An 11,269-nucleotide genomic window follows, 5' to 3' on the forward strand; every position below is an offset into this window, starting at 1 on the left:
CGCCGGATGATCAACGCGTACGGCCCGACCGAGACGACCGTCTGCGCGACCATGAGCGACCCGCTGTCCCCGGGCACGGGCGTGCCGCCGATCGGCCGGCCGATCGCCAACGCACGGGTCTATGTGCTGGACGACCGGCTGCGCCCGGTACCGCCGGGCGTGACGGGGGAGTTGTACGTCGCGGGCGCGGGACTCGCGCGCGGGTACCTGAACCGGCCGGGCCTGACGGCGGGCAGGTTCGTCGCCTGCCCGTTCGGACCCGGTGAGCGCATGTACCGCACCGGCGACCTGGTCCGCCGGCTGGGTGACGGCCAGCTGGAGTACGTGGGCCGCGCCGACGACCAGGTGAAGGTCCGGGGCTTCCGGGTCGAGCCCGGTGAGGTCGAGGCCGCGCTGGCCGAGCACCCCGCCGTCGCCCAGGCCGCCGTACTCGGTCAGGACGACCGGCTCGTCGGCTACGTCGTACCGCACCAGGACCCGTCCCGCGACAGCGGGCTGGAGGCCGACCACGTGGGGGAGTGGCAGGACATCTACGACGCCCTGCCGATCGCCCCCGGGGAAGCCGCCTTCGGAAACAACTTCGTCGGCTGGAACAGCAGTTACGACGCCGGCCCGATCCCCGTCGAGCAGATGCGGGAGTGGCGTGACGCCACCGTGGACCGCATCCTGGCCCTGCGCCCCCGCCGGGTACTGGAAGTCGGCGTCGGCACCGGGCTGCTGCTCTCGCAGATCGCACCTCACTGCGACAGCTACTGGGCGACCGACTTCTCCGCCACCGCGATCGACGCCCTCACCGCCCAGGTGGCGGGGGAGGAACGGCTGGCCGGGCGGGTGGTGCTCCAGACCCGTCCGGCGCACGACACCGAAGGGCTGCCGGCCGGCGCGTTCGACACCATCGTCATCAACTCGGTGGTGCAGTACTTCCCGTCCGCGGACTACCTCGCGGACGTGATCGGGAAGCTGATGGGGCTGCTCGCCCCCGGTGGGGCGCTCTTCGTCGGTGACGTCCGCAACCTGCGGCTGCTGCGCTCGCTGGCCACCGCCGTCCAACTGCACCGGACCGCCGAGGACGCCGACCCCGGGGCCGTCCGCCGGGCGGTGGAACAGGCGGTCAGGGTGGAGAAGGAACTCCTGGTGGACCCGGACTTCTTCGCCGCCCTGCGCGAGCACGGTACGGAGATCGGCGCGGTGACCGTGGAGGTCAAGCGCGGCCGTCACCACAACGAGCTGACCCGATACCGCTACGACGTGACGCTGCGCAAGGCACCGGTCGGCCCGGAGACCCCGGGCCGGGCCGTCGAGCTGGCGTGGGGGCGGCAGGTCGACGGCCCGGCCGGCCTGCGCGAACTGCTCGACGGGCAGCCGCCCGAGGTGCTGCGGATCACCGGGGTGCCGAACCGCCGTGTGGCCCGGGAAGCCGCCCTGGCCCGGGCGGTGCGGGACGGGGAGGGGACGCTCGAGGAGTTGCTGCGGCGGCTGCACGCCCCGGAGGAGGAGAGCGGCCTGCCCGACCCGGAGGACTTCCACGCCCTCGGGCGGGAGTTCGGCCGGACGGTGACCGTCACCTGGTCGGCGCTCGCACCCGACGCCGTGGACGTCGTCCTCGCCGACCCCGGGACGGGCCACGGCTCCCCGGCCGGGCAGTACCGGCCTGCCGGCGGCCCCGGCAGGGCGTTGTCGTCGCTGACCAACCGCCCGACCGGCAGCCGCAGCACCGGCGCCCTCCTCGGGGAACTCCGCGACTGGCTGCGCGGGCGGCTGCCCGACTACCTGGTCCCGTCGGCGTTCGTGGCCCTGGACTCGCTGCCCCTGACGGCGAGCGGCAAGCTCGACCGCCGTGCGCTGCCCGCCCCCGACCTCGGCCCCGCCGTGGCCGGGCGGGCGCCGCGCACCCCGCAGGAGCAACTTCTCGCGGAGCTGTTCGCGGAGGTGCTCGGTCTCGCACAGGTCGGGGTCGACGACAGCTTCTTCGACCTCGGGGGACACTCGTTGCTGGCGACCCGCCTGGCCTCAAGGGTCCGTGCCACCCTCGGCGCGGAACTGGAGGTCCGGACCCTGTTCGAGACCCCGACCGTGGCCGCACTGGCGGCCGGCCTGGACGGTGCCGGAGCGGCGCGTCCGGCCCTGACCGCCCGGCCCCGCCCGGAGCGGGTGGAGCTGTCGTTCGCCCAGCGCCGCCTGTGGTTCCTGCACCGGATGGACGGGCCGAGCGCCACCTACAACATGCCGCTCGCGCTCAGCCTGGACGGTGGCCTCGACCGGCCGGCCCTGCACGCCGCGCTCGCGGACGTGGTCGCCCGGCACGAGAGCCTGCGGACGGTCTTCCGCGAGACCGACGGCGTCCCGTACCAGGTGGTGCTGAGCGCCGCGGAGGCGCACCCGGCGCTGCCCGTGACCGAGATCGACGAGAGCCTGCTGGCCGAGCGGCTCGCGGGCACCGCCCGGCGCGGCTTCGATCTCGCGGCGGAGCCGCCGATCCGGGCCGAGCTGTACGCCCTCGCCCCCGACCGGCACGTACTGCTGGTCGTCGTGCACCACATCGCCGCCGACGGCTGGTCCATGGGGCCGCTCTCCGGCGACCTCGCGACGGCCTACGCGGCACGCTGCCGGGGCGAGGCGCCGCAGTGGTCCCCGCTGCCGGTGCAGTACGCCGACTACACCCGCTGGCAGCGCGACCTGCTCGGCGACACCGCCGACCCGGACAGCCTGTTCGCCCGCCAGCTGGACTACTGGAAGGCGGAGCTGACGGGCATTCCGCAGCAGCTGCACCTGCCCGCCGACCGGCCCCGGCCGCCGGTGGCCTCCCAGCGGGGCGACCGCGTCGTGGTCGGCCTGGACCCCGAGCTGCACCAGGCACTGCGCGAGCTGGCCACCGCGCGCGGCGCCAGCATGTTCATGGTCCTGCAGGCCGGCCTCGCCGCCCTGCTCACCCGGCTCGGCGCCGGTACGGACATTCCGATCGGCAGCCCGATCGCCGGCCGGACCGACCAGGCGCTGGACGAGCTCGTGGGCTTCTTCGTCAACACCCTCGTGCTGCGTACCGACACCGGCGGCGACCCCGGCTTCGCCGAACTGCTCGGCCGGGTACGGCAGAAGGCACTCACCGCGTACGACCACCAGGACGTGCCGTTCGAGTACCTGGTCGAGGTGGCCAATCCGGTGCGGTCGCTGGCCCACCACCCGCTGTTCCAGGTCATGCTCGCGCTGCAGAACGCGCCGCTCGGTGACTTCACGCTGCCGGGGCTGGAGACGGGCCACCTGGAGGCGCCGACGGGAACCTCACGGGTCGACCTGACGTTCAGCCTGGCCGAGCAGTTCCGTCCGGACGGCGCCGCAGCCGGTCTGGTAGGCGCGGTGGAGTACGCCACCGACCTCTTCGACGCCTCCACCGTGGAGCTGCTGTTCGAGCGCTGGGCCCGCCTGCTGCGCGCGGCGGTCACCGAACCTGACCGGCCGATCAGCCGGATCGACCTCCTGTCCGACGCGGAACGCCACCGGCTGCTCCACGAGTTCAACGACACGGCCGCGGAGCTGCCGGCGGACGCGGTGCCCGCCCTCTTCGCCCGCCAGGTGCGGACCACTCCGGACGCGGTCGCGGTCGTGGCGGACGGCACCGAGCTGACCTACGCGGAGCTCGACCTGCGGGCCGACCGCCTGGCGGGGGCGCTGATCCGCCAGGGCGTACGGCCGGAGACTCCGGTCGCGGTCATGCTGGACCGCTCCGCCGATCTGGTCGTGGCGATCCTGGCCGTGATCAAGGCCGGCGGCGCCTACGTACCGCTGGACCCCCGTTTCCCCTCCTCCCGGATCGACATGATCCTGCGGGAGAGCGGAGCCGCGCTGGTCCTCACCCGGGAAGTGCTCACCGCGCTGCTGCAGTCCGTGGACGGGGATCCGTCACCCGTGGAAGTCCCCTGCGAGGCAGGGCAGTTGGCGTACATCATGTACACCTCCGGTTCCACCGGGCGGCCGAAGGGCGTGGCCGTCACCCACCGGGACGTCGTGGGCCTCGCGCTGACCCCCGAATGGCGCGGCGGCGGACACGAGCGGGTGCTGATGCACTCCCCGACGGCCTTCGACCTCTCGACGTACGAGCTGTGGGTTCCGCTGCTCAACGGCGGCCGGGTCGTGGTCGCACCGCCCGGGCAACTCGACCTCGACCTGCTGCAGCACACGATCGCCACGCACGGCGTGACCGGACTGTGGCTGACCGCCGGGCTGTTCCGGCTGGTCGCCGAGGACCGCCCGGGCCTGCTCGCCGGGGTACGCGAGGTGTGGACCGGCGGTGACGTGGTCTCCCCGGCCGCCGCCGCCCGGGTGCTCACGGCCTGCCCCGGCATCGAGGTCGTCAACGGCTACGGACCCACCGAGGCCACCACCCTGGCCACCTGCCACCAGGTGCACGGCCTCCCCGAGAACGCCGCGACGGTGCCGATCGGGGGGCCGATGGCGAACATGCGCGCCTACGTGCTCGACGACCGGCTGCGTCCGCTGCCGGCCGGCATGGTCGGTGAGCTGTACCTCGCCGGGACGGGGGTGGCCCGCGGCTACTTCGGCCGGCCCGGCCTCACCTCGGAGCGCTTCACCGCCGACCCGTACGGTCCGGCCGGGAGCCGCATGTACCGCACCGGCGACCTCGCCTGGTGGCTTCCCGACGGCACGCTGGAGTTCGCCGGGCGCGTCGACCACCAGGTCAAGCTGCGCGGTCAGCGGATCGAGCCCGGAGAGGTCGAGGCCGTCCTGGCGGGCTGCCCGGGCGTCGCGCAGGCGGCCGTGGTCGCCCGCGAGGACCGGCCCGGCGACAAGCGGCTGGTGGCCTACCTGGTGCCCGCGCCCGAGGGCGCACCCGAGACCGCCGAGCTGTCCGGCCGGCTGCGCCGGGAACTGCCCGACTACATGGTGCCGGCGGCGTTCGTCACGCTGGACGCACTGCCGCTGACCGCCAACGGCAAGCTCGACCGTGCCGCCCTGCCCGCCCCCGAATACGGGGCGGCGGACGCCGGACGCGGCCCCCGGACACCGCAGGAGCAACTGTTGTGCGGCCTGTTCGCCGAAGTGCTCGGACGGGAGCAGGTGGGCATCGACGACGGCTTCTTCGACCTGGGCGGTCACTCGCTGCTGGCCGCCCGGCTGGCCTCCCGGGTCCGCGAGACCCTCGGCCTGGAACTGGGGCTGCGCCTGCTGTTCGAGGCGCCGACCGTCGCCGGGCTCACCGAACGCCTGGCGATGAACAACCCGGACGACGCGCTGGACGTACTGCTTCCGCTGCGTTCGACCGGGACCGGGACACCGCTGTTCTGCGTCCACCCCGGCGGCGGCATCAGCTGGTCGTACAGCGGGTTGCTGAACCACGTCGGCCCCCAGCACCCGGTCTACGCCCTCCAGGCGCGCGGCCTCGGCCGGCCCGAACCGCTGCCGTCCTCGTACGAGGAAATGGCGGCCGACTACGCCGACCACATCCAGAAGGTCCAGCCGCAGGGGCCCTACCTGCTGCTCGGCTGGTCCGCGGGCGGACTGATCGCCCACGCGCTCGCCTGCGAACTCCAGGCGCGCGGCGAACGAACCGCGCTGCTCGCCGTCCTCGACGCCTACCCGGTGAAGGACGTGCGCTTCGAGGACGAGCCGGTGCCCACCGTGCGGGACGTGCTCGTCGGAGTGCTGGACGTCGACCCCGACGAGCTGGGCGACCGCGACATCACCTACGCCGAGGTCGCCGAGGTGCTGAACCGGCGGGGCAGCGCCCTGGCCGGGCTCGACGAGCGGCAGGTCGAGGTCATCGTCGAGATCATGATCAACAACGCGAAGCTGGCGGTCGACTTCGTCCCCGGCACCTACGACGGCGACCTGCTGCTGTTCAACTCCACGATCGACCGGGGCCAGGACGACGCCGGTCCGGAGGTCTGGCGCCCGTACATCGCGGGCCGGATCGAATCCCACGAGATCACCACCCGGCACGACCAGATGACCCAGGCCGGGTCGCTGGCCCAGATCGGACCGGTCCTGGCCGCCAGGATCGCCCGAGCCACCGGCGAAGCCGGTGACACCACCCTTTCCCTTCAGGAGGACTGACCCATGACCAACCCCTTCGACGACCAGGACGGCACCTTCCTCGTCCTCGTCAACGACGAGAACCAGCACTCGCTCTGGCCGCAGTTCGCGGACGTCCCGGCCGGCTGGACCGTGTCCTACGGCCCCGACACCCACGCCGCCTGCCTGGAGCACATCGAGCGGACCTGGACCGACATGCGGCCCAAGAGCCTCGCCGATGCCATGGAAGCCCAGCGGTAGCGCGGCCCACATGACCTCCACCGAAACACTGGACGGGGCCCGCGACGCCGCGGGCCCCGCCCGGCCCGACGACCTCGCCGCGGCCCTGCTCACCCCCGAGGCCCGGCGGGACCCGTACCCGTTCTACGCCCGCATGCGGCGCGAGGACCCGGTCCACCGCAGCCCCCAGGGCGTCTGGTACCTCACCCGGTACGCCGACGTCGAGGCGGCGCTGAGCGACCTGCGGCTGTCCAACGACCGGGACAGGATGACCCGTGCCTACAGCGCGCTCGGCGGCGACCTCAAAGCGCTCAGCCGGCTCACCGAGCGACTCGGCCGGGTGATGACCAACACCGACCCGCCCGACCACGCCCGGCTGCGCAAACTGGCCAACAAGGCCTTCACCGCCCGCCGCATCGAGGCCCTGCGCGACCGTGTCCAGGGGATCGTCGACCGGCTCATCGACGAGGCGGTCGCGGCAGGGCCGGGCATGGACCTGATCGAGGCGGTCGCCTCCCCGCTGCCCATGTCCGTCGTCTGCGAGCTCTTCGGCATTCCCGACGAGGACCGGCCGCGGGTCAAGAACTGGTTCCGCCGCTTCGGCCGGCTCAGCGAGGACATCGACAAGTCCGAGGCGGCGATCGACCAGTACGAGGAGTATCTGTCCGGGCTCATCCGGCAGCGCCGGCGTGAACCGGGCGACGACCTGATCAGCGCCCTGGTCGCCACCCAGGCACAGGACGACCGGCTCACCGACTCCGAGCTGCTCTCCACCTGCTTCGTCCTGATCACCGCGGGCGACGAGACCACCACGCACCTGATCTCCAATGGCGTGCTGGCCCTCCTGCGCCATCCGGACCAGCTGGCCAGGCTGCGTGCCGACCCCGGCCTGACCCGCGGCGCCGTCGAGGAACTGGCCCGCTACGACACGGTGACCCAGGCGATCGTCCGGGTCGTCGCCGAGGACCTGGAGATCGGCGGACGGACCTTGCGGGAGGGCGAGTTGGTGTACCTGTTCCTCGGCGCCACCAACCGCGACCCCGAGCGCTTCGAGCACCCCGACCGGCTCGACCTGACCCGCCCGGGCAACCGGCACCTCAGCTTCGGCCACGGACCGCACTTCTGCCTCGGCGGCCCGCTGGCCAAGCTGCAGGCGGAGGTGGCCGTCGGCACCCTGGTGCGCCGGCTGCCCGGCCTGCGGATCGCCGACGGAGCGGTGCTCGACTGGCGGCCCAACCCGCTGCAACGACGCCTGAGCGCCCTCCCGCTCACCTACTGACCGTGAACGACGACGAAGGAGCTGTACCCACCATGGCCCGAGAGTTCGAGGTCAGCAGGCAGCAGGACCTGCCCGCCACACCCGAGCAGGTCTGGAACGCGGTGGCCACCGGCACCGGCAACCTCGGCTGGCTCTACCCGATGGAGATCGAGCCGCGCCTCGGCGGAAAGGCCACACGGGGAGACGCCACCGTCGTGGCGTGGGAGCCACCGCACCATCTGGCGCTCCGGGCGACGCAGGACGACGGGTTCTCCAACACGCTCAGCTACCGCATCGAGCCGGCCGACGGCACCGCGAGCCACCTGCGGATGGGCATCCACTGGGTGCACACGGGCGTGGTCGACGACGCCTGGAACTGGGACGCCAAGACGGACGTGGCCGAGAAGTACGTCGACTTCCACCAGCACGCCCTCGCCGAGTACCTCCGGCACTTCGCCGGCAGCCCCGCCGTTTACGTCCGGGCCCAGCGCCCCGAGCCCACTGCCGACCCGGGCGACTTCGCCGCCCTGCGCCGGCGTCTGGGAATCGCCGACGACGCGGTCGTCGGCGACCGGTTCGTCCTCGGGGCCCCGGGCCCGGAGGACGAACCCGTGGAGGTGACCGTCGACTGGCTCAGCACCGACTTCGTCGGCCTGCGCGGCCCGGACGCCCTGTACCGGTTCTTCAACGGCAGCACCTGGAACGTACCGATCTGGCTCGGACACCACCTGTTCGCCGAGCACGCCGACGAGCAGCAGGCCACCAAGGCGTGGAACGCCTGGCTCAACGACACCCCCACCCAGGAGCTTTGATGGAAACCTCCACGCAGAAACTGCTGTTCGCCGCCGAACTCGTCGAGGAGAACGGCACCTACGCCCTCGTCGTCGAGGACCTGAGGAGAGGCACCGTCCAGACCACCCCGGTCCCCAAGGCCATGGTCGACAAGCTCCCGGCCTTCCTCTCGGCGCTCACCGACAAGCTCGGCCCGGTGCGGCAGCGCCGCGGCTGGTAGCCCGGTCCGGCACTGCACCCGCGAAGCCCGACGCGCGCTCCGAGCTGATGCCGAGATCCCGGCCGACTGCCGTGACCGTCGGCCGCAGTCTCAGCGGACGTCCCGGCTCGGGCATTCCGCCCTTCCGAGGACCGGCGCCTTCTCGATCGTCGGGCCGGCCGGAGAAGGAACAGGCAGGTGGTGTTTCCCGGCGACGAACTTGGGCTGGACTCCCTTGCGCTGATGGAGCTGGGCGCGGTTCTCGAGGAACGCCTCCCTCCCACCGGTCAACCACACCCGCACCCTGCTGTCCGCGCCCCTGGCGCCCAGCAGCTGGAAACAGCGTGCCGCGAGTCCGGCGGCACGCTGTTCACGGGACTCCTCGCCGCCATGGCCGCCTCCGTCCGGGACGAAGGCGGCCCCGACGCCTACCGGGCCCTCGTCCCCGTCAGCCTGCGCGGCCGGCACCAGTACGCCCGCTCCATCGGCTGGTTCGTCAACGCCGTCCCCGTCGAGATCCCCGCCCCGCGCCACCTGCCCCTCACCGCTCTGCTCCCCCTGGCACGCACCGCCTTCGAAGCAGGACGGCAACAGGCCGACATCCACCTCGTACGCGCACAGCGACTGCTCGGCCACACGGACGACCCGGTAGCCGCCTACCCTTCAGTCAGCTTCCTCTCCTACCTGGACTACCGCACCGCCCCCGGGGCCGAACACCCTGCGACGAGCGCCGCGGCGGTACACCTGTGGTCCCCGGCCTGCAACGGAAACCTGTCCTGGTTCCACCGCACCCGCAGCGGGCTCCACCTGAACACCCTTCACCCGGACACCCCGCGCGCACGACGCACCGTGGCCTCACTGGTCCGCACACTGTCCCGCACTCTGCGCACGCTCGCGGACGGACCCGGACCCCTCGGAGCTCAGCCCGACTGCTGGGGGGGCGGCCCGGTGAGGGCGCGGCGCCCTCGGGGTCCGGAGCCCGGCCGCTCGGGTCCACGGGAACCCCGACGCAGCGATGGTCGTTGAGTTCCCGGGTTCGCGTACGAGAGGCGGCACCAAGGATGAGCGAGTCCGGGATGAGCGTTGCTCCCACCACCCCGCTGTTCAGCACCGAGCGCACCTTTCGCGTCTGGCGCTACGGTGTGGGGCATTCGCAGTTGCTGCTGTGTTCCATGCCGTGGGGAGAGCACACGGACCGGCTCGACCTGCTCTTCGAAGACGTCCACGCGATGCAGTTGGTCACCCGCTACGAAGCGCTGGAGATACATGCCGTCGACGAGCCGCAGTTCGACCGGCTCTACGAGCAGTCCGGTCTTCCCGCCCGGTGGAAGAGGAGCCAGCTCATCGTGAAGTTGAAGTCCGGGAGCGGCGCGGGGTGGGTACAGTGCGGACGCCTCACTCTTGAGCGAAGGAAAGGGGCCGAGCAGGATCCGGTCGACCGGTCCGGACCACGCGATCTGCTTCTGTCCCTGCGCCCTGCGGATCTCCGTACCCGCCGCGCGGGGTCGGATCCTACGGCACCGTGAACCACGGCATGATGGCCGCATGAGCACACCCTCCGCCGTTACCGTCACCCTTGTACGAGGGGACATCACGCGGCAGTCCGTCGATGCCATCGTCAACGCAGCGAACTCCTCCCTGCTCGGCGGCGGAGGGGTGGACGGTGCGATCCACCGCCGCGGCGGCCCCGAAATCCTGGCGGCGTGCCGGGAGTTGCGCGCCTCGCGGTACGGCAAGGGGCTGCGCACGGGGCGGGCGGTCGCCACCACAGCCGGAAAGCTCGATGCCCGTTGGGTCGTGCACACGGTCGGCCCGGTATGGAGCCGTACCGAGGACCGTACGGCCCTGCTGGAGTCCTGTTATCGCGAAGCCCTGGGCGTGGCGGCGGAACTGGGGGCGCGAACCGTGGCCTTCCCCGCGATCTCCACCGGAATTTACGGCTGGCCGATGGGCGACGGAGCCCGAATCGCCGTGCGTACCGTGCTGGCAGAGGCCACGGCGCCCGTCGAGGAGGTGCGGTTCGTCCTCTTCGACACGCACGCGTACCTGGAGTTCGAGAAGGCTCTGGCGGCGGCACGGGGCTGAGCCCCCGGCTTCCGCCCGGCGGGCCGTGCGCAGGATGCCCGGCCGGTCCCGGCACCACCGGCGCGGCGCGGTCCGGCACAGCCGCAGTCCAGTTGGAGCGGTGAACCGGGCAGGCCGTGCGGTTCGCCCCTGACGCGTTCGCCCGCCCTCCGCGAGGTGGCCGGCTCGGCTGCGTGCTCGCCATGGCGCACATCGAGGCTGGGCGGGGACGGACCAGGCAGGGGGCTGCCCAGAACCGCCGGGGTCCACGGCGTGAGCTGCTCCGCCCGCACCCCGGACAGACCGTCACCGCGGCGCACGCTCTGCCGCCTGGGCATCGCGGTTCTGCGCCGTCAGCCCGATGACCACGGCCTCACGGGCCGGCCCCCGTACGCCCTCGGACACGGGCCGGCGGGCGGCCCGCTCGCTCGACGGACTTGTGGTTCTGCCGCCGGCAGCGAGTCCGGGCGGGTACCGGGACAGGGGAAGAGAAGGCGGCGGCAGGAGGCAGCGGCTTGCGGCCCGTACCGTGCCCGACGCGGGACGAGGGGAAACGGTCCTCGAGACGCAGGGGAGTGCCGAACTGCGCACCCGCCGCCACGTAGGCACTCGGCCCTCCCCGCGCCCCCGCGGACCAGGCACCGCACCGCCATAAGCATTGGACCACTGGGCCGATGGTGTGAGCGGGG

8 protein-coding genes are annotated in these 11,269 nt (G+C 72.7%); all 8 read left to right on the forward strand.

Features of this window, described 5'->3' with window-relative positions; translation table 11 throughout:
- Positions 1-6: 6 nt before the first annotated feature.
- On the forward strand, positions 7-6,069 hold the full coding sequence (locus ABZ564_RS27685) for an amino acid adenylation domain-containing protein (protein WP_360861708.1): 6,063 nt from the start codon (positions 7-9) through the stop codon (positions 6,067-6,069).
- Between the two features lie 3 nt (positions 6,070-6,072).
- Entirely contained in the window at positions 6,073-6,288 is a 216-nt protein-coding gene (locus ABZ564_RS27690) for an MbtH family protein (RefSeq protein ID WP_360861628.1), read from the forward strand.
- Between the two features lie 10 nt (positions 6,289-6,298).
- A complete protein-coding gene (locus ABZ564_RS27695; RefSeq protein ID WP_360861630.1) occupies positions 6,299-7,546 on the forward strand; it encodes a cytochrome P450 in 1,248 nt (415 codons plus the stop codon).
- A 32-nt stretch (positions 7,547-7,578) separates the two neighbouring features.
- The gene (locus tag ABZ564_RS27700) at positions 7,579-8,337 is read left to right on the forward strand and encodes an SRPBCC domain-containing protein (protein WP_360861632.1); all 759 of its coding nucleotides are present in this window, start codon (positions 7,579-7,581) and stop codon (positions 8,335-8,337) included.
- On the forward strand, positions 8,337-8,537 hold the full coding sequence (locus ABZ564_RS27705) for a hypothetical protein (RefSeq protein ID WP_360861634.1): 201 nt from the start codon (positions 8,337-8,339) through the stop codon (positions 8,535-8,537). Before ABZ564_RS27700 ends, ABZ564_RS27705 begins: the two co-directional genes overlap by 1 nt.
- Before the next feature lie 177 nt (positions 8,538-8,714).
- A complete protein-coding gene (locus ABZ564_RS27710) occupies positions 8,715-9,542 on the forward strand; it encodes a hypothetical protein (RefSeq protein ID WP_360861636.1) in 828 nt (275 codons plus the stop codon).
- 35 nt (positions 9,543-9,577) lie between these two features.
- Positions 9,578-10,042, forward strand: a complete 465-nt coding sequence (locus ABZ564_RS27715; protein WP_360861638.1) for a hypothetical protein — start codon at positions 9,578-9,580, stop codon at positions 10,040-10,042.
- Positions 10,043-10,061: 19 nt separating this feature from the next.
- Positions 10,062-10,601, forward strand: coding sequence for an O-acetyl-ADP-ribose deacetylase (locus tag ABZ564_RS27720; RefSeq protein ID WP_360861640.1), 540 nt, complete (start codon positions 10,062-10,064; stop codon positions 10,599-10,601).
- Positions 10,602-11,269 lie beyond the last annotated feature (668 nt).

The organism is Streptomyces sp. NPDC019224, assembly GCF_040632605.1.
Classification (GTDB): Bacteria; Actinomycetota; Actinomycetes; order Streptomycetales; family Streptomycetaceae; genus Streptomyces.